We start from the raw sequence: 26,571 nt of genomic DNA on the forward strand, positions 1-26,571 counted from the left end.
AAGCCGGGCTTGGCGGTGGTAACCGCTTGGTAACTCGCAATTTTAACCGGGGGGCGTGACCGCCGAAGGGGGCAAATCCAACCGAAAACAGGTGGTAAAGGGCGGGGCGGCAGGCGCTGGCCCGAAATAGCCACCATGAATGTCTGCGACCCGCCGCAGGATCTCGTGGCCCAGATGCAGGCTGTCCGAGGGGTTTCTCGGCCCCGGAGCGACAGACGCATCGCCCTGGCGCCGCGCGCCGTCGTCGCACACCTGCAGCCATGCACCCGCCCCGTCAGAAGCACCTACCTGCACGGCGATGTGCGTGCCGTCTCGTGTGTGTTTGAGCGCGTTCTCCACCAGATTGCGCGCCGCGATGTCCAGCAGCAGCGCATGCCCAGACACCCACAGCGCCGGTGGCGCCGACAGTGCGATGTCGTTGCCCCGCTGCCAGGCCGCCTGGGCATAGTCGGCACACACCTGGCGCGCCACCGCGCACAGATCCACCGGCGCCTTGGCCTCATGCAGTTCGGCCCGGCTCGCGCGCGCCAGGGCCAGCAGCTGGTTGAGCACATGCCCTGCACGCAGGGCATCCTGGCCAATGCGGGCGATGGCCTGCGCCCGGGCGGCCGCATCCAGCTCGCCGCCCAAAGCACTGGCCTGCAGCGCAATGGAGGACAGGGGCGTGCGCAGTTCGTGCGCGACTTCATTGGCCAGCCGGCGCTCGCGCACCATCGCCGCCTGCTGGCGGTCCAGCAGGGTGTTGATCGATGCGACCACGGACTCGAACTCGTTCCAGGCATGGCGTGACGCCAGGCGCTGGGTGCTGGCGGGGTCGAGCGCCGCCACGTCGGCCGACAGGGCATACAGCGGGCGCAGACCGCGCCACAGCGCAAGCCCGAGAGCCAGGGACACCACGGGCAGCAACCAGAGGCCAGGCTCGATCATCTGCTCGGCAATGTCCTGGGCCAGCTCGTCGCGCTCGCGCAGCTCCAGCAGCACCATGATCTTGTGCGTGCGTGCCGCGTCCCACTGGGAAAAACTGCGCCACACCACACCCTTCGCCCCCAGCGCCATGTTGGCGAACCCCTCGGCGGCGCTGAAAGCAGGAACGGGCGCCGTACCGCTGTGATGGAGCAGACGCCCCTGCGCATCCCACTGGACGACGCTGAGCGATTGCTGGTAGTCGTGCGATTTGAGCCAGGGTGTGGCGACCCGCTGGGTGACCTGGGGCCCCTCGGCAGCCTCGTTCGCACGCAGGTTCAGCAACAGGGCGGCCACGCTGGCCAGGTGCCCGTCGGTCAGCTCATCCGCCTCGTGCACCCCCGTCTGGTAGCCCATGAACACAAAGCTGCCCCACACCAGCACCAGCGCGCCCAGGGACCACAGCAGCAGCTGCCGGGTCAGCGACGGCCTGCGCGCACTCCCCCCGGGCGTTGCGGCAGCAGCGCTCATGCGGCCGCCTCCTGGGGCATGAAGTAGCCCACACCTCGCATGGTCTGGATACATGCGCTGCCCAGCTTGCGCCGCAGGTGGTGAATGTGGACCTCCACCGCATTGCTCTCGATGGCCGCATCCCAGCTGTACAGGCGCTCTTCGATCTGCTGGCGCGAGAGCACCCGCCCCCGCGCCTCCAGCAACACCAGCAGCACCGAAAACTCCCGGGGCGACATCTCCACCAGCTTGCCGCCTTGGTGCACGGTGCGCGCCGCAGGGTCCATCTCGATATCGCCATAGCGGATGGTGGGCGAGGCCCGCCCGGCGGCCCGGCGCAGCAGGGCGCGCAAGCGCGCATCCAGCTCGTCCATGTCAAAAGGCTTGGCCAGGTAGTCATCCGCCCCCTGGTCCAGCCCCGCAATGCGCTGGTGGACCTGATCGCGGGCGGTCACGATGAGTACAGGGGTGGAGGGATCGGGCAAAACCTGCGCAGAAGCCGCTCCCCCCGGCGCCGGGCTCAGGCGTAACCGCCGCAGCAGATCGCCGCCATCACCGTCGGCCAGCCCAAGATCGAGCAGCACGGCATCAAAGCGCTCCGCGCGCAACGCCCCCCAGGCACTGGCCACGCCATCACACACATCCACCGCATAGCCACGTTGCTGCAGGTTCGTGCGCAGGCCTGCGGCAATGCCGGCATCGTCTTCGACAACGAGTATTCGCATGCAGCGATTGTCGCCGGGCGCGGCCACCTGCGCGGGGTCATTAAGGCGGCGTTAAGTGGCGCGCCCTATGGTCGGTGGAATGCTGTCCACGCCTTCCTCGCCCCGCCGCTTCGCCCACGACCACCGTACCTTGCTCCTGTGGACCCTGGGCATCCTGATCGCCATCGTGGCATGGGACGCTGGCGGGCAAGACATCCCCCTGGCCCGCGCGTTTGGCTCGGCCAAAGGGTTCCCACTGCGAGAACAATGGTTCTTCGTGCAGGTGCTCCACGAAGGGGCCCGCCGCCTGGGATGGCTGCTGGTGCTGCTGCTGGCGCTGGGCGTTTGGTGGCCCTGGGGGGTGTTGCGGCGTCTGGATGTGGGTGAGCGCCTGCAGATGGCCATCAGTGCCTTGCTGGCGCTGGCGGCCGTGAGCGTGGGCAAGAACCTCAGCACCACCAGCTGCCCCTGGGACCTGGCGGAGTTCGGCGGTGTAGCGCGGTATGCCTCCCACTGGGCGCTGGGCGTGGTCGATGGCGGCGGTGGGCGGTGCTTTCCGGCGGGCCATGCCTCGGCGGGTTTTGCCTTCGTGGGGGGCTACTTCGCGCTGCGCCACAAGGCACCGGCTGCCGCGCGCTGGTGGCTGGCTGCGGCGATGCTGGCAGGCTTGGTGCTGGGTGGAGCCCAACAGGTGCGCGGCGCGCACTTCATGAGCCACACGCTGTGGACGGGCTGGCTCTGCTGGACGGTGGGCTGGCTGTGCGACCTGGGAGCGTTGGCACTGCGCCCACGCCTGGCGGCGTTGTCTCTCGCCAACGACCCGCCACACGCGGCCAGCTAACGACTCAGAACCTGGCTATTCAGCTCGCCACGCAGATCTTCAGCATGTTGGTCCCGCCCGGCGCACCCATGGGTTCGCCGCAGGTGATGGCGTAGACATCGCCCTTTTGCACGATGTTGCGGTTCTTGAGGTGGCGCTCGGCCTGCTCAAGGGCCGTATCGCGGTCAGCACTGGTGTCCATGAGCAGGGGGCGCACGTTGCGGTACATGGCCATCTTGCGCTGCGTGGTCACCTTGGGCGTGAGCGCATAGATGGGGATGCGGATGCTGTGGCGGCTCATCCACAGCGCCGTGGCACCGCTGTCGGTCATGGCCACGATGGCCTTGGCGCCCAGGTGGTGGGCGGTGAACAGTGCGCCCATGGCAATGGACTGGTCGATGCGGCCAAAGGTCTGGCCGGTGAAGTCCGCGTCCAGGTGATGGTCTTCCGCCGCCTCGGCCGCTGCGCAGATGGTGGCCATTTCTTCCACGGTTTCGAGCGGGTAGCGGCCTGCGGCCGTCTCGGCGCTCAGCATCACGGCGTCGGTGCCGTCCAGCACGGCGTTGGCCACGTCACTCACCTCGGCGCGCGTGGGCACGGGGTTGGTGATCATGCTTTCCATCATCTGCGTGGCGGTGATGACGACCTTGTCCAGCTCGCGCGCCATGCGGATCATCTTCTTTTGCAGCGCGGGCACGGCCGCGTTGCCCACTTCCACCGCCAGGTCGCCGCGCGCCACCATGATCCCGTCGCTCACGCGCAGGATGGCTTCGAGGTGCGGGATGGCCTCGGCCCGCTCGATCTTGGCGATCAGGCCAGGCTTGTGGCGGTACTCGGACGCGGCCACATTGCACAGCTGGCGCGCCATTTCCATGTCGGTCGCGTTCTTGGGAAAGCTCACGGCCACGTAGTCGGCCTGGAAGCTCATCGCCGTGCGGATGTCCTCCATGTCCTTGGCCGTGAGGGCCGGTGCCGTGAGGCCGCCACCCTTCTTGTTGATGCCCTTGTTGTTCGACAGCTCGCCACCCACCTTGACGGTGGTGTGCACTTCCTCGCCGCGCACCGCATCCACCGTGAGCACGATCAGGCCGTCATTGAGCAGCAGCAGGTCGCCCGCCTTCACGTCGCGTGGCAGCTCCTTGTAGTCGAGGCCCACGCCTTCGATGTCGCCAAGTTCGGTGCGCGATGCATCCAGCACAAACTTGGCGCCCGACTCCAGCTGCACCTTGCCCTCGGCAAACTTGCCCACGCGGATCTTGGGGCCCTGCAGGTCGGCCATGATGGCCACCTCGCGGCCCGCGCGCTGGGCGGCGGCACGCACGGTGGCGGCGCGGTCGATGTGGTCCTGCGCCTTGCCGTGGCTGAAGTTCAGCCGCACCACATTCACCCCCGCTCGGATCATGGCCTCCAGCAGTGCCGGGTCGCTGGAGGCGGGGCCCAGGGTGGCAACAATCTTGGTGGCGCGGCGGGTAGGCATGGGTTTGTCTCTTTCTCTCGTTTGTCTGGTGGATGTAATCGAGTTTCAATTCTCACACGAAGCGGTTACAGGCGAGTTACCCCTTGCATCCGCCCTGCGGTCCATAAGCCCCATCAGAGCAACGGGGATGACAACAGATGCGCCAGCACATGCGCCAGGATCGCCGCCTCCAGCCCGTGGCGCGCGTAGAGCCAGCCTGCCACCAGGCCAAAGGCCGTGTTGCCCACCAGCACAAACACCACGACGGGCACCTTCAATGCGCCCGCCAGCGCCTGCGCGGCAGGCAGATGCCCCAGCGCAAACAGCAGCGCACTGAGCAGCACCGCGCCAGCCACCAGCCCCTTGCCAGGCTGGCCCTGCCCGCGCTGCAGCACGCGCCAGCCCAGCCACAGCAGCAGGGTCATCACGCCCCAGCGCACCAACAATTCTTCGGTGATGCCGCCATACAGCAGCTTGACCAGGAGGGGCATGGCACTGGCGGGGTCTGACGGTTGCAACGCGGCGGGGGCCACCTGGGACAGCACCCACAACCACGCGGCGCCCGCCACACCGCCCACGATGCCAGGCAGGGACTGGACACGCAGCGCGGGGCCGATGGGCTGGCCGACCAGCCAGGAAGACACCACGGGCGCCCGCAGGCCCACGCGGGGCGCCAGCCACACGCCCACCGCCACAGCCAGCGCCAACAGCACGGCCGTCTGCAGCCCGCTGAGCAGCACCACCGCCCAGAGCGGCAACGGCAGCAGCGCCTCGTTGGCCTTCAACGGTGGCAGCAGCGCCCACACCACCGCCACCACGCCAGGCATGCCCAACAACCACAGCGCACCGCCCAGTCGCCACTTCGCGGGTTGCCCCGGGGCACCCGCCGATTCCGCCAACACAGCGTTGTCCACGGCCATGGGTTTGCCCACGCTCAGGCGCGCATCAGCGCTTCGATCTCGTCGGCCTTCACGGGCACGCCACGCGTGATCAGCTCGCAGCCCGTGTCCGTGACGATGGCATCGTCTTCAATGCGGATGCCGATGTTGTGGAACTGCTCAGGCACGCCCTCGGCGGGGCGCACATAGATGCCGGGCTCGATGGTCAGAACCATGCCCGGGCGCAGCACACGGCTGGGGCGGTTGGTGATGGTCTCGCCCGAGAGCGGGTCCTTGCGCTCGCTCACCTGGCCGACTTCGCCGGGCTCCACATAGCTGCCGCAGTCATGCACGTCCATGCCCAGCCAGTGGCTGGTGCGGTGCATGTAGAACTGGAAGTAGGCACGCTTGTCGATCACGTCCTGCGCCGACCCCACCTTGTTCTTGTCGAGCAGGCCCAGGTCCAGCATGCCCTGCGCCAGCACGGCCACCGTTGCGTCGTGCGGGTCGTTGAAGCGGGCACCCGCCTTGGTGGCAGCCACGGCGGCATCCTGGCTGGCCAGCACCAGGTCGTACAGCGCACGCTGGGGGCCTGTAAATGTGCCGTTGGCGGGGAAGGTGCGGGTGATGTCGCTGGCGTAGCTGTCCAGCTCGCAGCCCGCGTCGATCAGCACCAGCTCGCCATCGCGCACCGGGGCCGCATCGGCGCGGTAGTGCAGCACGCAGGCGTTCGCGCCCGCCGCCACGATGGAGCTGTAGGCCGGGTACTGCGAGCCTGCGTCTCGGAACGCGTGCAGCAGCTCGGCATCGAGGTGGTATTCGCGCACATCCTCCCCGGCGCGCAGCATGCGGGCCGAGCGCTGCATGGCGCGGATGTGGGCCTGCGCGCTGATGCTGCTTGCGCGACGCATGATGTCCTGCTCATGCGCGTCCTTGAACAGGCGCATCTCGTCGAGCAGCGTGCACAGGTCGTTCTGTTCTGCGGGGCAGATGGCGCCATAGCGCACACGGCCGCGCACCACGTTGAGCCAGCCCTCCACCCGCGCCGCCAAGCCGCTGTGCGTGGCAAACGGGTACCAGACGCAGCCCGTGTTTTCGAGCAGGCGCGGCAGCTTGCTGTCCAGCTCAGCCATCGAATGTGCCGCGTCCACTCCCAACGCAGCGGGCGCGGCGGCCGGGCCCAGGCGGTATCCATCCCAGATCTCGCGCTCCAGGTCCTTGGGCTGGCAAAACAGCGTGCTGCGGCCGTCGTGGGCCAGCACCAGGCACGCGCCGGGCTCGGTGAAGCCGGTCAGGTAGTAGAAGTAGCTGTCGTGGCGGAACAGAAAGTCGCTGTCCCGATTGCGCGGGCGCTCCAGCGCCGTAGGAATGATGGCGATACCCCCGGGGCCCAGCTGGGCAGCCAGGTGCGCGCGGCGCTGGGCGTAGACAGAGGCAGGCACGGTGGTGTTCATGGCGCGTTGGAAGAAAAGAAGTTGAGTTCGGCCAGCCGCTCGGGCGTGCCCACATCGGTCCAGCGGCCGGTGTAGAGCTGCGCACTGACGCGGCCATTGTCCATTGCACGGCGAAGCAGCGGCGCCAGCGGGGCTTTGATGCCGCTGGGGTTTCCGGGCGGAATGTCGCACCACGGCGCTGCAAACAGCTCGGCGCGCAGCAGGGCGATGGTGCTGTAGGTGTAACGCGGTGCGGGGTCGTCGGCGGGCAGGTTCAGCGCCAGCCCGTCTACCGACAAGCCAAAGTCGCCACGCGGGTTGTGCGCCGGATTGGGCACCAGCCACAGGTGGGCCATGTGGTGGCTCGCTTCAAAGGCCGCCACGGCGGCGCTGTCGAACACGAAGTCGGGGGCAAACACATCACCTGCCGCCAGCCAGAACACGGGCCCCAGCTGGGGCAGCGCGCGCGCGATGCCACCAGCGGTTTCCAGCGCACCGCCAAAGTCCACGCCTTCACGCGAGTATGAAATTGATAGCTGTTTGCGCTTATCCATCAAGCGCTGAAGGCCGAAAACACCTAGAAAATGGTCGCTGATCTGCGCCCCCAGCCACGCGGTGTTGATCACCACCCGCTCCACACCCGCCTCCTGCAGCGCCGCCAAGTGCCACTGCAGCAGTGGCTGGCCCTGCACCGGCAGCAGAGGCTTGGGGGTGGTGTCGGTCAACGGGCGCATGCGCTCGCCACGGCCGGCGGCCAGCAGCAACGCGGGTACCTGGTGATGGGAGGCGGCACTAGAACTCATGCCGCCACCTCGTTCACAGCACCCCGCTGCAGCGCGTGGCGCTCCACCGTGGTGGGGTCGAACAGGGCCAGCAGCGCGTCCATCAGCGCCCGCGCCTTGCCCGAATGGTCGGCGCCAAAGTTGCACACATACACATCCAGCGTCACCGCGCGCTGCTCGGGCCAGGTGTGCACGCACAGGTGGGATTCTGCTAGCAAAACAGTAGCGGTCACCCCTCCAGGGCCATGCGCCGTGGCCGGAAATTCATGAAATAACTGCCCCACGGGCTGCAGCCCGGCGGCGTGCACCGCATCGGTACAGGCGCGGCCCAGGGCGGCGGCGTCCAGCAGCCAGGCAGGGGCACAGCGGCAGCCATGGAGATCGGCGGTGAGGTGCAGTCCTTGCATGGCCCGCACTGTAGTGCATTGCCACCGGGCTTCCGGCTTGCAGCCTGCGAATTCAGGTGGGCGAAAGCCGCCCCGGTAAAATGCCGGGTTTCCCCCGAATCACCCACCCTGAACCCTCCCCCCATGGCCAACACCCAGCAATCCCAACAGATGGCAAATGCGATCCGCGCATTGGCCATGGACGCCGTTCAACAAGCCAACTCCGGCCACCCCGGCGCCCCCATGGGCATGGCCGACATGGCCGTGGCGCTGTGGAGCCGCCACCTCAAGCACAACCCTACCAACCCCCAGTGGTTTGACCGCGACCGGTTTGTGCTTTCCAACGGCCACGGCTCGATGCTGCTGTACGCGCTGCTGCACCTCACGGGCTATGACCTGCCGATTGGCGAGCTGAAGAACTTCCGCCAGCTGCACAGCAAGACGCCCGGCCACCCCGAAGTGGGCTACACCGCTGGCGTCGAGACCACCACCGGCCCCCTGGGCCAGGGCATCACCAATGCCGTGGGCTTTGCGCTGGCCGAAAAGCTGCTGGCCGCCGAGTTCAACCGCGAAGGCCATGCCGTGGTGGACCACCACACCTACGCCTTCCTGGGCGACGGCTGCCTGATGGAAGGTATCAGCCACGAAGCCGTGTCTCTGGCAGGCGCCTGGAAGCTCAACAAGCTGATCGCCCTGTACGACGACAACGGCATCAGCATCGATGGCCAGGTCGCTCCCTGGTTTGCCGACAACACCCCCCTGCGTTTTGTGGCCAGCGGCTGGAACGTGATCGGCCCCATCGACGGCCACGATGCTGACAAGGTGGCCGCAGCCATCGAAGAAGCCAAGAAGCAGACCGAGCGCCCCACCCTGATCGTGTGCAAGACGCACATCGGCAAGGGCAGCCCCAACCGCGCCAACACCGCCAAGGCCCACGGCGAACCGCTCGGCGCCGAAGAAATCGCGCTGACCCGCGAAGCCCTGGGCTGGGCCAGCGAACCCTTCGTGATCCCCGAAGACGTGTACGCCAGCTGGGACTGCAAGGCCAACGGCCAAGCTTTTGAGGCCGCCTGGAACGAGCGTTTTACCGCCTACACCGCCGCCTTCCCCGAGCTGGCTGCCGAGCTGACGCGCCGCATGAACGGCGACCTGCCCGCCAACTTTGCCCAGGTGGCCGTGGACACCGTGGTGGCCGCCCATACCAAGGGCGAAACCGTGGCCAGCCGCAAGGCCAGCCAGCTGGCGCTGGAAGCCTTCACCGCAGCCCTGCCAGAGCTGCTGGGTGGCAGCGCCGACCTGACCGGCTCCAACCTCACCAACACCAAGAGCACGCCCAACCTGCGCTTTGACATGCAGGGCAACGTGGTCAAGACCGAAGCCGCGAATGGCGACAAGGTCGGTGGCCGCCACATCAACTACGGTGTGCGCGAATTCGGCATGGCCGCCATCATGAACGGCGTGGCGTTGCACGGTGGCTTCATCCCCTACGGCGGCACCTTCCTCACGTTCAGCGACTACAGCCGCAACGCCATCCGCATGGCCGCGCTGATGAAGCAGCGCGTGATCCACGTGTTCACGCACGACTCCATTGGTCTCGGTGAAGACGGCCCCACGCACCAGTCCATCGAGCACGTGGCCAGCCTGCGCCTGATTCCCAACCTCGACGTCTGGCGCCCCGGTGACACGGCCGAAACCGCCGTGGCCTGGAGTGTGGCCCTGTCCAACCGCAACAAGCCCACCGTTCTGGCCCTGTCGCGCCAGAACCTGCCCTACGCTCCCAAGCGCGACCTGGGCGACATCTCGCGCGGCGCCTATGTGCTGTCAGAACCCTCCGACGTGGGCATCAAGAAGAAGCCCGTGGCCGTGATCATTGCCACCGGGTCTGAAGTGCAGCTAGCCCTGAAGGCCCAGCGCCTGCTGGCCGACAAGAAGATCGGCGTGCGCGTGGTCTCCATGCCCAGCACCACCACCTTCGACCGTGAAGACGCCAAGTACAAGAGCAGCGTGCTGCCCGCCGGCGTGCCCCGCGTGGCCGTGGAAATGGGCGTGACCGACGGCTGGTGGAAATACGGCTGCGCTGCCGTGGTGGGCATCGACACCTACGGTGAATCGGCCCCTGCGCCCGTGCTGTTCAAGCACTTCGGTTTCACCGCAGAAAACGTGGCCGATGCGGTGCTGGTCGCCATCGGCGCCGCACGTCTGAAGCCCACCAAGAAGGCCCGCTAAAACTTCTCCTGCCCGCTGTGCCCCGCTGCCAGCGGGCGCGCGGCGGCAGATTCCCGATTTCGACTTTGCAACTTTGAAGAGGCTCCCTATGACGATCAAGATTGGTATCAACGGCTTCGGCCGCATCGGCCGCAACGTGCTGCGCTCGGCCATCCAGAACTTCAGCGACATCGAAGTCGTGGGCATCAACGACCTGCTGGAGCCCGAGTACCTCGCGTACATGCTGCAGTACGACTCGGTGCATGGCCGCTTCAAGGGCGAAGTCTCGGTCGAGGGCAACACCCTGGTCGTCAACGGCAAGAAGATCCGCCTGACGCAAGAGCGCGACCCCGCCAACCTGAAGTGGAACGAAGTCGGCGCCGACGTGGTGATCGAATCCACCGGCCTGTTCCTGGACAAGGTCACCGCGCAGAAGCACCTGGACGCTGGTGCCAAGAAGGTCATCCTGTCGGCCCCCTCCAAGGACGACACCCCCATGTTCGTGTTCGGCGTGAACCACGACACCTACGCGGGCCAGGCCATCATCTCCAACGCATCGTGCACCACCAACTGCCTGGCCCCCGTGGCCAAGGTGCTGAACGACAAGTGGGGCATCAAGCGCGGCCTGATGACCACCGTGCACGCAGCGACTGCCACGCAAAAGACCGTGGACGGCCCTTCGAACAAGGACTGGCGCGGCGGCCGTGGCATTCTGGAAAACATCATTCCCTCCAGCACTGGCGCGGCCAAGGCCGTGGGCGTGGTGATCCCCGCGCTGAACAAGAAGCTGACCGGCATGTCCTTCCGCGTGCCCACCTCCGACGTGTCGGTGGTGGACCTGACGGTGGAACTGGACAAGGCTGCCACCTACGATGAAATCAAGGCCGAGATGAAGGCCCAGTCCGAAGGCGCCCTGAAGGGCGTTCTGGGCTACACCGAAGACAAGGTGGTGGCCACCGACTTCCGTGGCGACACCCGCACCTCGATCTTTGATGCCGACGCTGGCATTGCCCTGGACGGCACCTTCGTGAAGGTCGTGAGCTGGTACGACAACGAATGGGGCTACTCGAACAAGTGCCTGGAAATGGTGCGCGTGGTATCCAAGTAAGTACGACTTGCGCAAAAGGGGATCAGGCGCCATGCTTGTCCCCGGAACGCAACGGCGGACTCAGGCCTGTTTGCGCAGGTCTTGAAAAGTTTTCCCTTTGAAGATGAAGAAGCGCTAGTAGCAACTACCCTGTTCAAGCCGGTCGCCTGCCAAGGCCACCGGCTTTTTTTTGCCCGCCCTCCGCGCATAGCAGGTACGGAACACCTGGCATTCAACGGTCACCACCCCCAAGAGCTGCCGCTGCTGAGACCGCCACAGCCAGCGGCGCAGGCCCCGGCACCTGCCCTGGAGCACTTGCGATGTGCACCGTGCGGGTGGGGAAAGCAAACTCCACCCCCATGGCCTTGAACTCGCGCAGCAGCCCGAGGTTGATGGACTGCTGCAGGTCCATGTACACGTTGAAGGCCGGGTCTTCGACGATATAGACCACCTCGTAGTCGAGCGAACTGGCGCCAAACGCCTTGAAATGCGCGCGGTCAAAACGCAGCTGCGGCTGGGCTTCGATGAGCTTGCGCACCACACCCGGAATGGCCTCAGCCTGCTCGGGGGTGGTGTCATAGGCCACGCCAAACGTGAACACGATGCGCCGCCGCTCCAGCATGCGAAAGTTGCTGATGGTCTGCTTGAGCAGGTCGGTGTTGGACATCACGATCTGCTCGCCCTGCAGGCTGCGGATGCGTGTGGTCTTGAGACCAATCACCTGCACCGTGCCCGACACATTGCCCACCACGATGAAGTCGCCCACCTCAAACGGCTTGTCCACCGCGATGGCGAGCGAGGCAAACAGGTCTCCCAAGATGTTTTGCACCGCCAGCGCCACCGCAATGCCGCCCACGCCCAGGCTGGCGATGAAGGCCGTGATGTTCACACCCACATTCGACAAGATGGCCAGCAGCACCACGCTCCACAACAGCGTGCGCAGCCCCCAGGACATCAGCGTGGCCGAGGCACTGACCTGCGTCATGCCACTGGACGAGTGCCGCTCCACATAGCGGCGCACGCCAATGCCAATGGCACGCATGCCCCACAGGCCCATCTGCAGCGCCACAGCCACAAACCACAGCTGGCTCAGGCGGCTCTCCCAGCGGCCGGGCAGGTCCAGCAGGCTCGCGCCCACGAGCAGAGCCACCACCAGCATCAGTGTGCGGCTGGTGCCTTCCAGCACATCCACCATGGTCAGCGCCATGCCGCTGTGCGACTGCGTGGCCCACACCTTGGCGCGGCGGGTCAGCAGGTGCAGCACCACAAGGATGGCTGCATAGGTGGCCGTGGTGGCTGCCAGGGCCACGCACAGGCTCCACAACGGCACGCCGGCAAAGGTGGTCTCCTGGACCCAGGTCATAAAGGTGGATGGCTGCATGCGGGGACTCTCCTCTTCGTGGTGCAGTGACGGGATGGGGCGCGCGGGGGCGGGGCTGATACACGGGGTCACCCGTGACCTCGGCCATGCAGGGCGCTTCAGCCCCGCAATGGAGCGCTGAGGTGCGCAACGTCCTTGATCGAGACCCCGTGGAAGTCAGAGTTCCGCAGTTGATCAGACAACGGCCAATGCGCCGCTGGTCTGCCCCGTTTGCAAGTGTTCGTAAGACATGCCCCACAGCAATACAGAGGCAGGGCCTACGCCCCGGTACTGCGCGGGCCCCAACAATGCATCAACACCAGAACACCGCTGGCTGCCCGCCCGAAATCTCGGTGCGGCACATCCCACAACCTCCACAGGAGTCCACCACACCATGCATTCATCCGCACTGATCCGCACCGCCACAGCGGCACTCGCACTGGGCGCACTGGCCGCCTGTTCCTCCACCCCCGCACCCACCGAGCAAATGGCCGTGAGCCGCACCACCGTGAACCGCGTTGCGGCTGCCCCGGCGGTGGCCACCAGCGCCCCCGTGCAGTTGCAACAAGCGCGCGAGAAGCTCATGCAGGCCGAAAAAGCCATGGCTGAAAAGGACTATGTGGCCGCGCGCCGCCTGGCCGCTGAGGCCGAGGTAGATGCCCGCGTGGCCGAAACCCGCGCCGACGCCGCCAGCAATGCCGCCAACCTGACGCAAGTGCAAGACGGCATCCGAGCGCTGCAAGAAGAAATCAACCGCCGATCGCCGCGCTAGGCCAGCGCCAGACGTTGAAGCCTTAGCGCCCAACCTGGCTTCGACTCACGCCCAACACCGTTGAGGCCCCGCGATTGACCTCCCCCCATTTCAAGGAACACCTGACCATGCATCGCTTTTTTCACCGAACCACCGCTCTGTGCACCAGCCTGATTGCCGTAGGCCTGTTGGCCGCCTGCGCCAGCACCACCCCATCGCCCGCGCTGGAAGAGGCCCGTACCGCAGTGAGCACCGCTGCAGGAGACCCGGCCGTCAACCAGTACGCGCAGCTCGAACTGAAGCAAGCCACCGACGCACTCGCCAAGGCCGACCGCGTGTGGGCCGATGACCGCGACACGTCCGAGACCAACCACTTGGCATACATCGCCCGCCAACGCGCCGAGATCGCCACCAATGCGGCCCGCGCGCGCCAGCTCGATGCCAACATCCAGCAAGCGGGCAGCGAAGCCGACCGCATCCGCCTGCAGGCCCGCACCCAAGAGGCTGACGCAGCCCGCCTGCGCGCCCAGCAAGCCCAACAACAGGCGATGAGCGCAGAGCAACGTGCAGCCCAACAGCAGGCCCAGGCCACGGCCGCCATGGCCCAGGCCAACGCCGCACAAGACCGTGTGCGCGCCCTCGAAGCACAACTGCGCGAACTCGAAGCCCAGCAAACCGAACGCGGCCTGCTGGTCACCCTGGGCGATGTGCTGTTTGCCTTCAACAAGGCCGAGCTCTCCGCCCAAGCCGGCCCGCGCCTGGACAAGCTGGCCAACTTCCTCAAACAGTTCCCGGACCGCAAACTGCTGATCGAGGGCTACACCGACAGCGTGGGTAGCGACAGCTACAACCAGGACCTGTCAGACCGCCGCGCCCAAGCCGTGCGCGACGCGCTGGTGCAGCGCGGTGTGGACACCAGCCGCATCACCGCACGCGGCTACGGCAAGGCCCACCCCGTGGCCGACAACGCGTCGCCCGAAGGCCGTGCGATGAATCGCCGCGTGGAGATCGTGATCGCCGATGACAAGGGCAACCTGCGCGGGAGATAAAGTACCCCCCTGAGGCGCTGCCCGGCGGCCACTGGCTTGAGCCACGCCGGTTTCTGCGGCCTATATCAATAAACGCTTCAAAGACCGCGCCGCTTACGCCGCGCGGTCTTCAAACGTTTCGGTATCCACTTCGCTCGCGCTCTGGGCGTTGTAGCGATTGCCCACCACCGTGCGCTCATTGATCAGCGCGCCCAGACGCTCCATGGTGGCCGCATCCAGTCGCACGTTCACGGCACCCAGGTCGTCGTGCAGATGCTCCACGTTCGTGGTTCCTGGGATGGGGATGATGTGCTCGCCTTGGTGCAGCAGCCACGCCAGGGCCATCTGGGCGGGTGTGCAGCCCACATCGCGTGCAATCGCCTGGTAGCCATCGAGCAGCTTCAGGTTGGCCGCATACGCCTCGGGTGCAAAACGCGGCATGGCACGGCGGATGTCCTTGGCGTCCAGCGTGCTCACATCGGTCAAGCCGCCACACAAGAAACCCCGCGCCACCGGGCTGAACGCCACAAAGGCCACGCCCAGCTCGCGGCAGGCGTCCAGAACGGCAATCTCGGGGTTGCGCGTCCACAGCGAATACTCGGTCTGCACCGCCGTGATCGGGAACTCGGCATGCGCGCGGCGCAGCGTGGCAGCTGACACCTCGGAGAGACCCACAGTGCGAATGTGCCCCCGCCGCACCAGCTCGCCCAGTGCGCCCACGCTTTCCTCAATCGGCACGCTCTTGTCCCAGCGGTGCAGGTAATACAGGTCGATCACATCGGTCTGCAGGCGGCGCAGGCTGTCTTCGCAGGTCTTTCGCAGCGTATCTGGCCGCCCGTCGATCACGCGCACCAGCTTGCCGTCACCCGCCACATCCACGCCCTGCATGCCGCATTTGCTGGCCAGCGTGAAGCGGCTGCGGTGCTGCTTCATCACACGGCCCACCAGGGTTTCGTTGGCTCCAAAGCCATAGAGCGTGGCGGTGTCGAACAGCGTCACGCCCGCATCAAGTGCAGCCAGCAGCACGCGCTCGCCCTGCTCGGCAGACACCGGCGCGCCATAGGCGTGCGACAGGTTCATGCAGCCCAGGCCGATGGCCGAGACGGAGAAAGGTCCAAGGTTTCTTTGTTGCATGCCGCGAGCTTACGGCAAGCGCGGCAACCCAGCGGGTGGCTCGGGCTTGGGTGCGGGGCCTAAGATTTTGCGGCCGATGGCCGCTTGGCCCACAGCTCAATGCGCTCACCCGCAGCGCAGGCGGCCACCAACTCCGCAAACCGTGCCTCGCGGGTCGCATCGCGCTTGGCGGATGCGACCCAGTGCAGCATGCTCTTGCGATAGCTGGGTGGCGTGGACTCCTGAAAGAACCGCCACGCGGCCTTGTTGCGCTGGAAGGCGCGCTGCAGCGACGCCGGCAGCTCGACCACTGCCGCCTGCTCGTGGGAATAGATGGCCGACTTGTGCGCCTTGCGGTGGGCAAAGGCCGCGAGCCCCGCGGGCGTCATGCGGCCCGCCGCCTGCAACTGCTCCACCTTGGCGATGTTGACAGCGCTCCAGATGGACGACGGCTTGCGCGGGGTGAAGCGGATCGAATACGTGTGCTCGTCAATGCGCCGCCGGATGCCATCGATCCAGCCAAAGCACAGGGCTTCGTCCACCGACTCCGACCATCCCATGCTGGGGCGGCCCGAACCCACCTTGTGAAAGCCCACCAGCAACTCCGGCGCGCTGTCTGCATGGCGCTCCAGCCACTGGCGGAACGCCTTCGGGGTGGCAAAGAAGGTGGGGGTGGTCTGGGAGGCCATGGTGCTGCGAACGTCTTTTTGTGAAGGCGGGCGGCTGGCAATTGCTGTTGTGCGGGTGCGTCGGCTAGGACACCACGCCTTCGTGCGCCAGCTCGGCGCATGGCCCCAGGGGCAACACGCACAGTGTCACGCCGTCGAGCGTGAGCACCAAACCCAGTTGCCCGCCTACCTGCACCACACCACCCGCCGTGGCCCGTGGGCGTCGGGCTTGGTGCTGCAACGGGAGCACGGCATGCACCGCACCATGTATGGCCAATGCACTGACCGGCGGCTGGCGCAGCAGGGCCCACAGGCCCTGTGCGTCCCGCGATTGCAGCGACTGCAGGTACAGGCGCAGCACCGCAGGGTCGGCGTCCTTGGATTCATCGCGCCCATCACCACAGCGGGCCTCCTCTTCGGCCCGCCGCAGGCGTTGCAACGCGCGGCGCAATTGCTGGCGGCTGGCCGCTTCCGTCCGGCCGGTAGCCTGCGCCAGCTCGGCGTGGCTGGCATCGAACACCGCATGCAGCAGCACCGCAGCCCCCTCCACGGGCGTCACACACGCCGCCAGTCGCCGCAGCGCGAGCGTGGCTTGCTGCGCCAGCGCGGCATCGGCCTCTGCCGAAGGCGCGACCGAAACGAGGGCATCCCCTTGCGCTGCCTGGATGGTCTCTGCCGCCCACTGCGCCATCCACTGACGGCGACGCAGTCGATCAATGGCCAGGTTGCGCACTACCGTCAGCAGCCACGCCTGGGCGGCATTGAGCGCCGGGGCGTTGGCCTCCAGCGCACGCACATAGGCGTCCTGCACGGCGTCCTCGGCCTCGACCGGGCCCAGCAGGCGCGTAGCGGCACGCAGCAAGGTGCTGCGGCTGGCGTTCACCAGCGCCAACAGGTGTTCATCGTTCTGCATCGGGGCATGGTGCCACAGGCTGAAGCAGGCCACACATCGGCAGGGCAATGACTCGCAGGCTGTTGTCACTACCTCCGTCACATGGGTTGGCGGCGTTCAACAGACCGCAGCGCGAGGGGGCGGCCGGTCAACTTTCCCGGCGCCTTGCCGATAACCAGGGATGCAAATTGCCAGCACCACCTCCACCACCGGCCCGGTCTCTTCGTCCAATGGCAGCAGCGACATCGCCAAGCTGCAAAAGCAGCTGCGCGAGTTGACCGAGCAGCTCAAGGGCGTGGCCAGCTCCGACATGGACGCCAAGGCCAAGCAGCAGAAGGCCAAGTTGCTGCAGGCCCAGATTCAGATGGTGCAGGCCCAGATCACGGCGATACAGCGCGCGCAACAGCAAGAGCAGCAACGGGCCCAGGCGGCGAAGGCCGAAGGCGCGGCGGCCAGTGCCGCGCAGCAGCAGAAGGCCCAATCGGTAAAGAATCCACCTGCTGGGCTGGGCAACAACGTCGATACCTACGCCTGACAAGAACGGCTTTCTGAACGGGTGGCCTCTGCCTGCGCCCCCCGCCCCGGCATACACCAGCGCCGCATTCGCCTGCGGCGTCCGCGACAAGCTCCGCCCGCCATTGCATGGACAATCTCGGCATGTCTGGCGCACCTACTACCACTTCACATCCCTCTTCCGCCCACCCCGTCTTGATCGCCGGTGGTGGCATTGGTGGCATGGCCACTGCCCTGACCCTGCACCAGATCGGCGTGCCCTGCATCGTCTTTGAATCAGTGCCCGAGCTGCAGCCGCTGGGCGTGGGCATCAACCTGCAGCCCAATGCCGTACGAGAACTGCACGACCTGGGGTTTGGCAACGAAGTGCTGGACACCATTGGCCTGCAGGCGCGCGAATGGGCCCTGGTGGGCCGCAACGGGAACGAGGTGTACGCCGAGCCACGCGGCCTGCAGGCGGGCTACCACTGGCCGCAGTATTCGGTGCACCGGGGGCAGCTGCAGATGATGCTGTTCAACGCCGTGCGAGAACGCCTGGGTGACGATGCTGTGCAATTGGGACAGCGGGTGGTGGGCTACCGGCAAGATGCCGACGGTGTGACGGCGATCATCGAGACACGCGATGGTGAACGCCGGGAAGTGGACGGATCGCTGCTGATCGCCGCCGATGGCCTGCACTCGGCCGTGCGGGCGCAGATGCACCCCGCGCAGCCGCCCATCCAGTGGGGCGGTGCCATCATGTGGCGCGGCACCACGCCGGGGGTGCCTGTGCGCACGGGTGCTTCGTTTGTGGGCGTGGGCTCGCTGCGGCACCGTGTGGTGTTCTACCCCATCACACCGCCCGACCCGGCCACGGGCTTGGCCACCATCAACTGGATCGCCGAGATCACGGTGGACAACCAGGGCGGCTGGCAGCAGGGCGACTGGAACCGGCGTGTGGCGCTGGAGGAATTCGCTCACCACTTTGACGGCTGGAACTACAGCTGGCTGGACGTGCCCGCGATGCTGCGGGGTGCGAAGGACATTTTTGAGTACCCTATGATCGACCGCGACCCCGTGCCCACCTGGGTGGACGGCCGCGTGGCGCTGCTGGGCGATGCCGCACATGTGATGTACCCCGTGGGCTCCAACGGCGCCAGCCAGGCCATTGTGGATGCGCGCGTGCTGGGGGCGCAGTTCATCGCGCAGGGCGTGGGCCCGCAGGCGCTGCGGGCCTATGACGACCAGCTGTGCAAGGACATCTCGGCGCTGGTGCTGCGCAACCGGGGCTCCGGCCCCTTTGGCCTGTTGGGGCTGGTGGACGAGTGCTGCGGCGGGGTGTTCGAGCACATCGACGACGTGCTGCCGCGCGAAGAGCGCGAGGGCTTCATGGCCCGCTACAAGGCGGCGGCGGGGTTTGCGATCGAGACGCTGAATGCGGCGCCGCCCACCATTGCACCGGGGCAACGCGTGGCCGCAGGCTGAGGGGTGTCACGCCCGGCGTGTCTCGTTCGTCAAGGCAGTCCTGTCACTCTTTTCAAGGACCTGCCCCCATGGACACGCCAGACACCAACAACCCATCCTCCACCCAAGGCTCCGAGCCGCGCACGTCGTATCTGGAAGAAAAGGCCTTCAAGGCCCGCACCCTGCTGGTCTTCGGCACCATCACCGACACCCTGGCCGCCGATGTGGCGCGGCGGCTGATTGCGCTGGATGCCGAGAGCGCCGAGCCCATCGACATGCTGGTGAGCTCGCCCGGTGGGCACCTGGAGTCGGGCGACACGATGCATGACCTGGTGCGCTTCATCACCGCGCCGGTGAACATGATCGGCACCGGCTGGGTGGGCAGCGCGGCGACGCACCTGTACCTGGCGGCGCCGCGCGAGCGGCGGTTCTGCCTGCCGAATACGCGCTTTTTGATCCACCAGCCCAGCGGGGGCGCAGGTGGCCCGGCCAGCGACATTGCCATCCAGGCGCGAGAGATTGTGAAAGCCCGCGAGCGCATTGCGCGCACCATTGCCCGGCAGACGGGCAAGCCGCTGGAGGTGGTGCTGGCCGACATCGAACGCGATCACTGGCTGTCGGCCGAAGAGGCGGTGGACTACGGCCTGGTCTCGCGCATCATCGAGAACAAAGCGGCTTTGAAGGGGTGAAGCAGCACGCCCCTTTAAGCTATTAAATACATAGCTGCTAGCGCTTGATGGATGAGCGCTAGCAGCTTATTTGGCTTGAAATCAGCCTGCGTTGAGCTGCAGCTCCAGGTTGTGCAGCACCTGGTAGCACGGCAGCACCTGCGCCACGCTGGCGTTGGGCTCGCGGCCTTCCTTGATGGCGGCGAAGAACTCGCGGTCCTGAAGCTCGATGCCGTTCATGCTCACATCGACCTTGCTCACGTCGATCTTTTCTTCCTTGCCATTCACCAGGTCGTCGTAGCGCGCGATGTAGGTGGCGGTGTCGCCGATGTAGCGGAAGAAGGTGCCCAGCGGGCCGTCGTTGTTGAAGCTCAAGCTCAGCGTGCAGATGGCGCCGTTGGCCGCCTTGAGCTGGATGCTCATGTCCATCGCAATGCCCAGCGTGGGGTGGATAGGACCCTGGATGGCGTTGGCCTTCACGATGGGGCTGCCCGCCTGGTAGGCGAACAGGTCCACGGTGTGCGCAGCGTGGTGCCACAGCAGGTGGTCCGTCCAGCTGCGGGCCTGGCCCAGCGCGTTCATGTTGGTGCGGCGGAAGAAGTAGGTCTGCACATCCATCTGCTGGATGTTGAACTCGCCCGCCGTGATTTTCTTGTGCACGTACTGGTGGCTGGGGTTGAAGCGGCGGGTGTGGCCGCACATGGCCACCAGGTCGGTCTGCTTTTGCAGGGCGACGACTTTCTCGCCATCGGCCAGCACGTCGCACAGCGGGATCTCGACCTGCACGTGCTTGCCCGCCTCCAGGCAGGCAACGGTCTGGCTGGCGTGCATCTGCGTGGGTGTGCACAGGATGACGGCGTCCACTTCCTTGATGGCCAGGCTGTCCTTCAGCTCGGTGGTGACATGCTTGATGCCGTACTTGTCGGCCACTTCCTGGGTCTTGGCGAGGTCGCGGCTGATGAGGGAGACGACTTCGACGCCGTCAATGTTCTTGATGCCGTCCAGGTGCTTGATGCCGAAGGCGCCGGCGCCGGCGAGTGCGACTTTGATGGTCATGGTGTGTGTCCTTTTACGTGTTCTCAAGAATCAGATGGCCCACGGCGGTGTTGGACGCGGGCACATGGTAGAAGCGGTGCGCCAGCTTCGGCGGCTTGCCACCGGCCACGTCGGCCATCGCGCCACGCGCGATGAGCCACATCACCAGCTCGATGCCCTCGCTGCCCGCTTCACGCACGTAGTCGATGTGCGGAATGCTGGCGGCGGCCTCGGGGTCATTGATGAGCTTGTCGAGGAAGGCGTTGTCAAACTCTTTGTTGATGAGGCCTGCGCGCGGCCCCTGCAGCTGGTGGCTCATGCCACCCGTGCCCCAGATGTGTACGTTCAGGTCTTCGTCATAGCTCTCCACAGCCTTGCGAATGGCCTGGCCCAGGTTGTAGCAGCGGCGGCCGCTGGGCACGGGGTACTGCACCACGTTCACGGCGAACGGGATCACCGGGCAGGGCCAGGCGCCCTTCACGGGGTCTTGTTCGCCAAACATCAGCGACAGGGGCACGGTCAGGCCGTGGTCCACGGCCATCTTGTTGACGATGGTGAGGTCAAAGTCCTGCTGGATGACCGACTGCGCAATGTGCGCGGCCAGGTCAGGATGACCAATGACCTTGGGCACGGGGCGCGGGCCAAAACCTTCGTCTGCCACTTCGTACTCGGCTGCGGTGCCGATGGCGAACGTGGGGATCAGGTCCAGACTGAAGGCCGTGGCGTGGTCGTTGTAGACCAGGAAGATCACGTCGGGCTTGTTGTCCTTGATCCACTGCTTGCCAAAGTCGTAGCCCGCGAACACGGGCTTCCAGTAGTCTTCGTGGGTCTTGCCCAGGTCCATGGCCGCGCCAATGGCTGGCACGTGCGACGTGAACACGGAGGCGGTGATTCTGGCCATCGTCAAATTCCTTTCTTGCCCGCGCTACCTTGCGGCTGGCGGTGGGCCTGAGCGTCGCCATCTTCGCCCACGTAGCGGTTGCCTTCGGCGCTGCGGCCGCCGTTGATCATCATGTTGCGGTATTCCTCTTCGGTCATGCCGGTCATGCTGCCCGCCATCTGCTGAAAGCTCTTGCCGTCGGTGGAGCCGATCTTGGCCAGGAAGTAGATGTTGCCGCCCAGGCGAATGCACCAGTTGAGGTCGCGCGCCAGCACGGCCTGCTTCTGCTCTTCGGTCATCGCCCATTCGTCCAGGTAGGCACGTTCGTTGGCCTTGAAGCGGACGCGGTTCTCGGCCTTCATCAGGCTCATGCAGAACTGGTTGAGCCAGTAGCCCTTGCGGCTTTGCTCGGCGTCGAAGATGGTCGTGCCGGGCACGTCGAGGTAGGGTTTATCGAGAGACATGGTGTCAGTCCTCCACGGTGACTTCTTCGGGCCAGTACAGGCGCATGGGGTTGTCCACCAGCAGCTTCTTTTGCAACTCCGGTGTCGTTGCGATGTGCGGGATGAAGTCCACCAGCAGGCCATCATCGGGCATGTGGTCCTTGAGGTTGGGGTGGGGCCAGTCGGTGCCCCAGAGCACACGGTCGGGGAACTCTTCCACCACGCGGCGGGCGAAGGGGATCACGTCGGTGTAGGCGTTCTGCTCGCCGTTCAGGGCCTTGGGGCCAGTCACGGAGAGGCGCTCGGGGCAGCTCACCTTGCTCCACACATTGGGGTGCTGGCGCATGAACTTCAGGAACAGCTCGAACTCCGGTCCATCCACGGGCTTGCTCACATCGGGGCGGCCCATGTGGTCCACCACCACGGTGGTGGGCAGGGCGGTGAAGAAGTCCCACAGCTCGGGCAGGTCCACCGCCTCGAAGTAGATCACCACATGCCAGCCCAGTTGGTGGATGCGCGCGGCAATCTCCATCAGCTCGTCCTTGGGCGTGAAGTCCACCAGACGCTTGACGAAATTGAAGCGCACGCCACGCACACCGGCGTCGTGCATGGCCTGCAGTTCTTCGTCAGTGACCGAGCGCTTGACGGTGGCCACGCCACGCGCTTTGCCGCCCGAGTGCACCAGCGCATCGACCATGGCGCGGTTGTCCGCGCCGTGGCAGGTGGCCTGCACCACCACGTTGCGCGCAAAGCCCAAGTGGTCGCGCAGCGCATACAGCTGGTGTTTGCTCGCGTCGCAGGGCGTGTACTTGCGCTCGGGGGCGTAGGGGAACTCGGCGCCGGGGCCGAACACGTGGCAGTGGGCATCCACGGCGCCTGCGGGCACCTGGAACCGGGGTTTGCTCGGACCCGCGTACCAGTCGAGCCAGCCAGGGGTTTTTGTGAATTCGCTCATGCGCGTACTCCTTGGTTTTTTTGCAGGCTCGCAGATCAGTCGAGGGACACGTTGGCCTTGCGGATCACGTCGCCAAAGCGCTGGCTCTCGTCCTTGACGAACTGGTTGAACTGGGCGCGGGTGGTGGGGAACTGCTCGTAGCCAAAGGTCTTGAACTTCTCGGCCACTTCGGGGCCGGTCAGGGCCTGTTCGATGTCCTTGCGGATCTTGTCGGCCACGGCAGCGGGCAGGCCGGGCGGCACGGCAATGGCGTTCCAGCCCGTGACGGCAAAGTCCTTGGGGCCACCCGATTCGGCCACGGTGGGCACGTCGGGGAACTCGGCCGAGCGCTGGGGCCCGGCAAACGCCAGCAGGCGCAGCTTGCCCGCGCGGTACAGCGGGCCTGCTGTGGCGGCGCTGCCCAGCGCAAAGTCGATCTCGCCGGTGGAGACCGAGGTGTAGAGCTGCGTGGTCTCCTTGAAGATCACGTGCTCCATCTGTGTGCCGGTGGCCGATTCGAACAGCTCCGAGCCCAGGTGCACCGGGTTGCCCACCGACCAGCTGCCGTAGTTGAGCTTGCCGGGGCGCGCCTTGGCATCGGCCACGATGTCGGCCACGGTTTTGTACTTGCTGCCCGTGCCCACAGTGAAGAAGAAGTGCGTCTTGAACAGCGGCAGCAGCGTGTCGAAGTCCTTGGCCACGTCGTAGGGCAGCTTCTTGAACAGGCTGGGGTAGGCGGCCAGGTGCACGTTGTCCAGGATGAGCAGGTCGTGGCCGTCCTTGGCGCCGCGCTTCCAGGCGTCGATGGCGATGAAGCCGTTGCCACCGGGGCGGTTTTCCACGATCACGCCCGTGCCCCAGGTGCGCGAGAGCTTGTCGGCCACCAGGCGGGCCACGCCGTCGGGGCCACCGCCCACGGGGAAGGGGCTGATGATGCGCACCTGCTTGGTGGGGAACTGCTGCGCGGCAGCGAATTGCGGCGCCAAAGCTGCGGCCGCGGCCACGCCCAATGCCAGGGACAACGTGCGGCGGAGACGGAAAGAGGGAGACACAGAGAACGTCATGGAATACAGAACAGAAGAAAAACGATAGCTATAAAATTAGTAGCTGCTAGCGCTTATTGAATAAGCGCTAGAGGCCAAAAAGACTTGAGACCGGGGTTCAGTCGATGTACCTGAGGCCTGCCTTCTCCAGGCCGGGGCGCATGTTGTACATGTCCAGGCCCAGCACGCCGCTGGCGAGCTTGGCGCGCTTTTCGCCTTCAAAGCTTTCGCGCTTTTGCGCGGCTTCGAGCGTCTGCACAGCGCGGGCGGCAGGCACACACACCACGCCGTCGTCGTCGGCCACGATCACGTCGCCCGGCGTGACCAGCGCACCAGCGCACACCACGGGGATGTTGACCGAGCCCAGCGTGGCCTTGATGGTGCCCTTGCTGCTGATCGCCTTGCTCCACACGGGGAAGTTCATTGCCTGCAGCGTCTTCACGTCGCGCACACCGGCGTCGATGATGAGCGAGCGGGCGCCACGGGCCTGGAAGCTGGTGGCCAGCAGGTCGCCAAAATAGCCGTCGGTGCACTCCGAGGTGACGGCTGCCACCACGATATCGCCGGGCTGGATCTGCTCGGCCGCCACATGCATCATCCAGTTGTCGCCGGGCTGCAGCAGCACGGTGACGGCTGTGCCGCTGACCTGCTGGCCGCCGTAGATGGGGCGCATGTAAGGCTTGAGCAGGCCCACGCGGCCCATGGCCTCGTGCACGGTAGCCGAGCCGAGGGCAGCCAGGCCGTCAGCGGCTGCGCGGTCGGCACGGGTGATGTTGCGGTAGACAACGCCAAGTTCAAACATTTCAGAGCCCCTTTGCCTTCAGGCGTGAATCGAGTCGGGAGAAAACACGGCGCGTGTTGGCTTCGTAGATCTGGTGCTTGTCTTCGGCACTCAGGATCGTGGACGCCTCGATATAGCGCTTGGTGTCGTCGTAGTAGTTGCCGGTAGTGGGGTCGATGCCGCGCACCGCGCCAATCATTTCGCTGGCGAACAACACGTTCTTCACCGGGATCACGGTGTTGAGCAGGTCGATGCCGGGCTGGTGGTACACGCAGGTGTCGAAGTACACGTTGTTCATCAGGTGCTCGTCGAGCAGGGGCTTCTTCATCTCCTGCGCCAGGCCACGGAACCGGCCCCAGTGGTACGGCACCGCGCCGCCGCCGTGCGGGATCAGGAACTTGAGCGTGGGGAAGTCCTTGAACAGATCGCCCTGGATCAGCTGCATGAAGGCCGTGGTGTCGGCGTTCAGATAGTGCGCGCCGGTGGTGTGAAAGCACGCGTTGCAGCTGGTGCTCACGTGGATCATGGCGGGCAGGTCGTACTCCACCATCTTTTCGTAGATGGGGTACCAGTGCTTGTCGGTCAGCGGCGGGCTGGTCCAGTGACCGCCGGAGGGGTCGGGGTTCAGGTTGATGCCCACGGCGCCGTATTCGTGCACGCACTTTTCCAGCTCGGGGATGCAGGTGGCGGGATCGACACCGGGCGACTGCGGCAGCATGGCCACGGGCACGAAGTGGTCGGGGAACAGCGTGGAGACGCGAAAGCACAGCTCGTTGCAGATGGCCGCCCAGGTGCTGGACACGTTGAAGTCGCCAATGTGGTGGGCCATGAAGCTGGCGCGCGGGCTGAACAGCGTAATGTCGCTGCCGCGCTCCTTCATCAGCTTGAGCTGGTTGGTCTCGATGGACTCGCGCAGCTCGTCGTCGCTGATGTGCAGGTCTGACACTTTGGGCATGGCCGCGGGGTCTTTGATGCCGGCGATCTGCGCATTGCGCCAGTTCTCCAGCGCCTTGGGGGCCGTGGTGTAGTGGCCGTGGCAGTCGATGATGAGGCTCATTTTTTGGGTGCTCCTGGAAGGTGTTCTTGTGATTGGTTAGGCAGGGGTCATGCCTTGTTTTTGCTTGGCTTCGGCCGCAGCGGGCGAAGCCAGGTAGGCCAGCAAGGCGCGGGCAGCTTCCGGCTGTTGCGACAACGCGCCAATGCCCGCTGAAAACGTGGTGGTGATCTGGATGGCGGGTGGCAGCGGGCCCACGATCTGGATGCCCGGCACGTGCAGCAGCTCGCTCAACTGTTGAAAGCCCAGCGCCACCTCGCCCTTGGCCACCAGCGAGCCCACCGGCACCCCAGGGGGCGCCTGCACCATGCGCGGTGCGATCTGTTCGGCAATGCCCCAGCGCTCGAACAGCTTGGCCAGTGCCACGCCGCTGGGGCCGGTGGACAGGCTGATGCTGGGCGCGGCCAGCACGGCCTGGCGCACTGCTTCTTCGGTGCGGATGTCGGGCAACGGTGCGCCTGCAGGCACGGCCACGGCCACGCCGGAGTGCACCCAGTCCACCTTGCTGCCGGGCAGCAGGTGACCCGCAGCCAAAAGCTTGTCGATGGCGTCGGAGGCAAGAATGACGACGTCGAACGCCTCACCGGCCGCCACACGCTTGGCCGCGTCCACGCCGCCCACCGATTCGATGGCGGCCTGCGTGCCCGATTGCTGCGCAAACCCGGCCCCCAGATCGGCCAGCACCTGGCGCGTGGCCATCGACGAAATGCCGCGAATTTCTGGGGGGGTCATGCTGTGTCTCCTGCCGGGCTGCGGGTGGCCCGCGCGTTGCGTGCGCTGGGGTTCCATGGCGCTGATTGT

General features: G+C 66.0%; 27 protein-coding genes. 8 read left to right on the forward strand and 19 right to left on the reverse strand.

Annotated elements, in window-relative coordinates:
* Positions 1–42: 42 nt before the first annotated feature.
* Both AC2YJX_RS23945 and AC2YJX_RS23950 read right to left on the reverse strand, forming a co-directional pair.
* Positions 43–1,434, reverse strand: coding sequence for a histidine kinase dimerization/phospho-acceptor domain-containing protein (locus tag AC2YJX_RS23945; RefSeq protein ID WP_487257468.1), 1,392 nt, complete (start codon positions 1,432–1,434; stop codon positions 43–45).
* On the reverse strand, positions 1,431–2,138 hold the full coding sequence (locus tag AC2YJX_RS23950; RefSeq protein ID WP_055398497.1) for a response regulator transcription factor: 708 nt from the start codon (positions 2,136–2,138) through the stop codon (positions 1,431–1,433). Before AC2YJX_RS23950 ends, AC2YJX_RS23945 begins: the two co-directional genes overlap by 4 nt.
* 79 nt (positions 2,139–2,217) lie before the next feature.
* Here AC2YJX_RS23950 and AC2YJX_RS23955 point away from each other — a divergent pair, with 79 nt between their 5' ends.
* Positions 2,218–2,958 carry a phosphatase PAP2 family protein gene (locus tag AC2YJX_RS23955; RefSeq protein WP_487257469.1) on the forward strand — a complete coding sequence of 247 codons (741 nt, stop codon included), beginning with the start codon at positions 2,218–2,220 and terminating at the stop codon, positions 2,956–2,958.
* A gap of 19 nt (positions 2,959–2,977) precedes the next feature.
* Here AC2YJX_RS23955 and pyk read toward each other — a convergent pair whose 3' ends face one another.
* The 5 genes from pyk to AC2YJX_RS23980 all read right to left on the reverse strand — a co-directional run bounded on the left by pyk (position 2,978) and on the right by AC2YJX_RS23980 (position 7,893).
* Positions 2,978–4,414 (reverse strand): pyruvate kinase, encoded by a 1,437-nt coding sequence (pyk, locus tag AC2YJX_RS23960; RefSeq protein WP_055398460.1) that lies wholly within the window; start codon positions 4,412–4,414, stop codon positions 2,978–2,980.
* A 113-nt stretch (positions 4,415–4,527) separates the two neighbouring features.
* Entirely contained in the window at positions 4,528–5,325 is a 798-nt protein-coding gene (locus tag AC2YJX_RS23965; RefSeq protein WP_487257470.1) for a CPBP family intramembrane glutamic endopeptidase, read from the reverse strand.
* 2 nt (positions 5,326–5,327) lie between these two features.
* A complete protein-coding gene (locus AC2YJX_RS23970; RefSeq protein WP_487257471.1) occupies positions 5,328–6,725 on the reverse strand; it encodes an aminopeptidase P N-terminal domain-containing protein in 1,398 nt (465 codons plus the stop codon).
* Complete coding sequence (locus AC2YJX_RS23975; RefSeq protein ID WP_487257472.1) at positions 6,722–7,507, reverse strand: nucleotidyltransferase family protein; 786 nt, start codon at positions 7,505–7,507, stop codon at positions 6,722–6,724. The genes AC2YJX_RS23970 and AC2YJX_RS23975 overlap by 4 nt, the downstream gene beginning before the upstream one ends.
* Positions 7,504–7,893, reverse strand: a complete 390-nt coding sequence (locus tag AC2YJX_RS23980) for an S-adenosylmethionine decarboxylase family protein (RefSeq protein ID WP_057271400.1) — start codon at positions 7,891–7,893, stop codon at positions 7,504–7,506. Before AC2YJX_RS23980 ends, AC2YJX_RS23975 begins: the two co-directional genes overlap by 4 nt.
* Before the next feature lie 123 nt (positions 7,894–8,016).
* Here AC2YJX_RS23980 and tkt point away from each other — a divergent pair, with 123 nt between their 5' ends.
* Together tkt and gap are read left to right on the forward strand one after the other, a co-directional pair.
* A complete protein-coding gene (tkt, locus tag AC2YJX_RS23985) occupies positions 8,017–10,098 on the forward strand; it encodes a transketolase (protein WP_487257473.1) in 2,082 nt (693 codons plus the stop codon).
* 88 nt (positions 10,099–10,186) lie between these two features.
* Positions 10,187–11,185, forward strand: coding sequence for a type I glyceraldehyde-3-phosphate dehydrogenase (gene gap, locus AC2YJX_RS23990; protein WP_121421498.1), 999 nt, complete (start codon positions 10,187–10,189; stop codon positions 11,183–11,185).
* Positions 11,186–11,396: 211 nt separating this feature from the next.
* Here gap and AC2YJX_RS23995 read toward each other — a convergent pair whose 3' ends face one another.
* On the reverse strand, positions 11,397–12,545 hold the full coding sequence (locus AC2YJX_RS23995; RefSeq protein ID WP_487257474.1) for a mechanosensitive ion channel family protein: 1,149 nt from the start codon (positions 12,543–12,545) through the stop codon (positions 11,397–11,399).
* 373 nt (positions 12,546–12,918) lie between these two features.
* Here AC2YJX_RS23995 and AC2YJX_RS24000 point away from each other — a divergent pair, with 373 nt between their 5' ends.
* Both AC2YJX_RS24000 and AC2YJX_RS24005 read left to right on the forward strand, forming a co-directional pair.
* Entirely contained in the window at positions 12,919–13,296 is a 378-nt protein-coding gene (locus AC2YJX_RS24000; RefSeq protein ID WP_055398468.1) for a DUF4398 domain-containing protein, read from the forward strand.
* 107 nt (positions 13,297–13,403) lie between these two features.
* Positions 13,404–14,324 (forward strand): OmpA family protein, encoded by a 921-nt coding sequence (locus AC2YJX_RS24005; RefSeq protein ID WP_055398498.1) that lies wholly within the window; start codon positions 13,404–13,406, stop codon positions 14,322–14,324.
* 93 nt (positions 14,325–14,417) lie between these two features.
* On the opposite strand, the gene AC2YJX_RS24010 is transcribed toward AC2YJX_RS24005, so the two are convergent.
* The 3 genes from AC2YJX_RS24010 to AC2YJX_RS24020 all read right to left on the reverse strand — a co-directional run bounded on the left by AC2YJX_RS24010 (position 14,418) and on the right by AC2YJX_RS24020 (position 16,997).
* Entirely contained in the window at positions 14,418–15,437 is a 1,020-nt protein-coding gene (locus tag AC2YJX_RS24010) for an aldo/keto reductase (protein ID WP_487257475.1), read from the reverse strand.
* A gap of 59 nt (positions 15,438–15,496) precedes the next feature.
* A complete protein-coding gene (locus AC2YJX_RS24015; protein ID WP_487257476.1) occupies positions 15,497–16,105 on the reverse strand; it encodes a YdeI/OmpD-associated family protein in 609 nt (202 codons plus the stop codon).
* Between the two features lie 64 nt (positions 16,106–16,169).
* The gene (locus AC2YJX_RS24020) at positions 16,170–16,997 is read right to left on the reverse strand and encodes a sigma-70 family RNA polymerase sigma factor (protein ID WP_487257477.1); all 828 of its coding nucleotides are present in this window, start codon (positions 16,995–16,997) and stop codon (positions 16,170–16,172) included.
* A gap of 160 nt (positions 16,998–17,157) precedes the next feature.
* Here AC2YJX_RS24020 and AC2YJX_RS24025 point away from each other — a divergent pair, with 160 nt between their 5' ends.
* From AC2YJX_RS24025 to AC2YJX_RS24035, 3 genes are all read left to right on the forward strand, one after another.
* Entirely contained in the window at positions 17,158–17,511 is a 354-nt protein-coding gene (locus tag AC2YJX_RS24025; protein WP_487257478.1) for a FlxA-like family protein, read from the forward strand.
* A 122-nt stretch (positions 17,512–17,633) separates the two neighbouring features.
* Positions 17,634–18,953, forward strand: a complete 1,320-nt coding sequence (locus AC2YJX_RS24030; RefSeq protein WP_487257479.1) for a flavin-dependent oxidoreductase — start codon at positions 17,634–17,636, stop codon at positions 18,951–18,953.
* 68 nt (positions 18,954–19,021) lie between these two features.
* Entirely contained in the window at positions 19,022–19,621 is a 600-nt protein-coding gene (locus tag AC2YJX_RS24035; protein WP_218300931.1) for an ATP-dependent Clp protease proteolytic subunit, read from the forward strand.
* A gap of 81 nt (positions 19,622–19,702) precedes the next feature.
* Here the strand turns inward: AC2YJX_RS24035 and AC2YJX_RS24040 are convergent, their stop codons facing one another.
* The 8 genes from AC2YJX_RS24040 to AC2YJX_RS24075 all read right to left on the reverse strand — a co-directional run bounded on the left by AC2YJX_RS24040 (position 19,703) and on the right by AC2YJX_RS24075 (position 26,502).
* Complete coding sequence (locus AC2YJX_RS24040) at positions 19,703–20,656, reverse strand: Gfo/Idh/MocA family oxidoreductase (protein ID WP_487257480.1); 954 nt, start codon at positions 20,654–20,656, stop codon at positions 19,703–19,705.
* 13 nt (positions 20,657–20,669) lie between these two features.
* Entirely contained in the window at positions 20,670–21,536 is an 867-nt protein-coding gene (locus tag AC2YJX_RS24045) for a class III extradiol dioxygenase subunit beta (RefSeq protein ID WP_487257481.1), read from the reverse strand.
* A gap of 2 nt (positions 21,537–21,538) precedes the next feature.
* Complete coding sequence (ligA, locus tag AC2YJX_RS24050) at positions 21,539–21,979, reverse strand: protocatechuate 4,5-dioxygenase subunit alpha (protein WP_055398479.1); 441 nt, start codon at positions 21,977–21,979, stop codon at positions 21,539–21,541.
* A 4-nt stretch (positions 21,980–21,983) separates the two neighbouring features.
* The gene (locus AC2YJX_RS24055) at positions 21,984–22,913 is read right to left on the reverse strand and encodes an amidohydrolase family protein (RefSeq protein ID WP_228897258.1); all 930 of its coding nucleotides are present in this window, start codon (positions 22,911–22,913) and stop codon (positions 21,984–21,986) included.
* Between the two features lie 35 nt (positions 22,914–22,948).
* Entirely contained in the window at positions 22,949–23,956 is a 1,008-nt protein-coding gene (locus AC2YJX_RS24060) for a Bug family tripartite tricarboxylate transporter substrate binding protein (RefSeq protein WP_055398481.1), read from the reverse strand.
* A gap of 97 nt (positions 23,957–24,053) precedes the next feature.
* Positions 24,054–24,737, reverse strand: a complete 684-nt coding sequence (ligK, locus tag AC2YJX_RS24065) for a 4-carboxy-4-hydroxy-2-oxoadipate aldolase/oxaloacetate decarboxylase (protein WP_055398482.1) — start codon at positions 24,735–24,737, stop codon at positions 24,054–24,056.
* A gap of 1 nt (position 24,738) precedes the next feature.
* Positions 24,739–25,773 carry an amidohydrolase family protein gene (locus tag AC2YJX_RS24070; RefSeq protein ID WP_055398483.1) on the reverse strand — a complete coding sequence of 345 codons (1,035 nt, stop codon included), beginning with the start codon at positions 25,771–25,773 and terminating at the stop codon, positions 24,739–24,741.
* A 36-nt stretch (positions 25,774–25,809) separates the two neighbouring features.
* Entirely contained in the window at positions 25,810–26,502 is a 693-nt protein-coding gene (locus AC2YJX_RS24075) for a substrate-binding domain-containing protein (RefSeq protein WP_487257482.1), read from the reverse strand.
* Positions 26,503–26,571 lie beyond the last annotated feature (69 nt).

The organism is Acidovorax sp. SRI_002 (genome assembly GCF_057586455.1).

Coding starts and splice junctions, on each gene's coding strand:
- tkt (WP_487257473.1), top strand. CDS start 8,017: ATGGCCAACACCCAGCAATCCCAACAGATGGCAAATGCGATCCGCGCA.
- AC2YJX_RS24005 (WP_055398498.1), top strand. CDS start 13,404: ATGCATCGCTTTTTTCACCGAACCACCGCTCTGTGCACCAGCCTGATT.
- ligA (WP_055398479.1), bottom strand. CDS start 21,979: ATGTCTCTCGATAAACCCTACCTCGACGTGCCCGGCACGACCATCTTC.
- AC2YJX_RS23995 (WP_487257474.1), bottom strand. CDS start 12,545: ATGCAGCCATCCACCTTTATGACCTGGGTCCAGGAGACCACCTTTGCC.
- AC2YJX_RS24000 (WP_055398468.1), top strand. CDS start 12,919: ATGCATTCATCCGCACTGATCCGCACCGCCACAGCGGCACTCGCACTG.
- AC2YJX_RS24020 (WP_487257477.1), bottom strand. CDS start 16,997: ATGCAGAACGATGAACACCTGTTGGCGCTGGTGAACGCCAGCCGCAGC.
- AC2YJX_RS24030 (WP_487257479.1), top strand. CDS start 17,634: ATGTCTGGCGCACCTACTACCACTTCACATCCCTCTTCCGCCCACCCC.
- AC2YJX_RS23955 (WP_487257469.1), top strand. CDS start 2,218: ATGCTGTCCACGCCTTCCTCGCCCCGCCGCTTCGCCCACGACCACCGT.
- AC2YJX_RS24060 (WP_055398481.1), bottom strand. CDS start 23,956: ATGACGTTCTCTGTGTCTCCCTCTTTCCGTCTCCGCCGCACGTTGTCC.
- AC2YJX_RS24040 (WP_487257480.1), bottom strand. CDS start 20,656: ATGACCATCAAAGTCGCACTCGCCGGCGCCGGCGCCTTCGGCATCAAG.
- AC2YJX_RS24070 (WP_055398483.1), bottom strand. CDS start 25,773: ATGAGCCTCATCATCGACTGCCACGGCCACTACACCACGGCCCCCAAG.
- ligK (WP_055398482.1), bottom strand. CDS start 24,737: ATGTTTGAACTTGGCGTTGTCTACCGCAACATCACCCGTGCCGACCGC.
- AC2YJX_RS23980 (WP_057271400.1), bottom strand. CDS start 7,893: ATGCAAGGACTGCACCTCACCGCCGATCTCCATGGCTGCCGCTGTGCC.
- AC2YJX_RS24045 (WP_487257481.1), bottom strand. CDS start 21,536: ATGGCCAGAATCACCGCCTCCGTGTTCACGTCGCACGTGCCAGCCATT.
- AC2YJX_RS24035 (WP_218300931.1), top strand. CDS start 19,022: ATGGACACGCCAGACACCAACAACCCATCCTCCACCCAAGGCTCCGAG.
- AC2YJX_RS23970 (WP_487257471.1), bottom strand. CDS start 6,725: ATGAACACCACCGTGCCTGCCTCTGTCTACGCCCAGCGCCGCGCGCAC.
- AC2YJX_RS24025 (WP_487257478.1), top strand. CDS start 17,158: ATGCAAATTGCCAGCACCACCTCCACCACCGGCCCGGTCTCTTCGTCC.
- AC2YJX_RS24015 (WP_487257476.1), bottom strand. CDS start 16,105: ATGGCCTCCCAGACCACCCCCACCTTCTTTGCCACCCCGAAGGCGTTC.
- AC2YJX_RS23945 (WP_487257468.1), bottom strand. CDS start 1,434: ATGAGCGCTGCTGCCGCAACGCCCGGGGGGAGTGCGCGCAGGCCGTCG.
- pyk (WP_055398460.1), bottom strand. CDS start 4,414: ATGCCTACCCGCCGCGCCACCAAGATTGTTGCCACCCTGGGCCCCGCC.
- AC2YJX_RS24055 (WP_228897258.1), bottom strand. CDS start 22,913: ATGAGCGAATTCACAAAAACCCCTGGCTGGCTCGACTGGTACGCGGGT.
- gap (WP_121421498.1), top strand. CDS start 10,187: ATGACGATCAAGATTGGTATCAACGGCTTCGGCCGCATCGGCCGCAAC.
- AC2YJX_RS23975 (WP_487257472.1), bottom strand. CDS start 7,507: ATGAGTTCTAGTGCCGCCTCCCATCACCAGGTACCCGCGTTGCTGCTG.
- AC2YJX_RS23950 (WP_055398497.1), bottom strand. CDS start 2,138: ATGCGAATACTCGTTGTCGAAGACGATGCCGGCATTGCCGCAGGCCTG.
- AC2YJX_RS24075 (WP_487257482.1), bottom strand. CDS start 26,502: ATGACCCCCCCAGAAATTCGCGGCATTTCGTCGATGGCCACGCGCCAG.
- AC2YJX_RS24010 (WP_487257475.1), bottom strand. CDS start 15,437: ATGCAACAAAGAAACCTTGGACCTTTCTCCGTCTCGGCCATCGGCCTG.